Raw genomic sequence first — 276 nt, 5'->3', positions numbered from 1 at the left:
CTCTAAGTATCCTCCGACATTTGTCACTGAAACGAAAACGTCAACAGGCGCCACGATGTTGTTAAGATACTCGTTGATCTCCCCTGCCAGATCAACGTGATATAAATGTACAACAACTGCTATCTCCGCTCGAAGACTCGCGGCATTGATCGAGGAAAGCTGAAACTCAGGCAGTATTGCGTTCACCGATCCAGATTCAACAGTTCGCTTGGCGTCGTGTCGAGGCGAACCATTACGCAACCGGATCATTTCCTCTTTAATTTCAGCAGCTCGCGC

Annotated in this window: 1 protein-coding gene; it reads right to left on the bottom strand. The window is 48.6% G+C overall.

The window, feature by feature from the left end; translation table 11 throughout:
• A partial coding sequence (locus SCA31_RS23235) for a rhamnan synthesis F family protein (RefSeq protein ID WP_410699388.1) occupies nt 1-276 on the bottom strand: 276 nt, incomplete at both ends.

It is taken from the genome of Chryseobacterium sp. SIMBA_028 (genome assembly GCF_046535285.1).
Classification (GTDB): domain Bacteria; phylum Bacteroidota; class Bacteroidia; order Flavobacteriales; family Weeksellaceae; genus Chryseobacterium.
The sequence above is the reverse complement of the archived record's forward strand: the minus strand, read 5'-3'. Positions and strand labels throughout refer to the sequence as shown.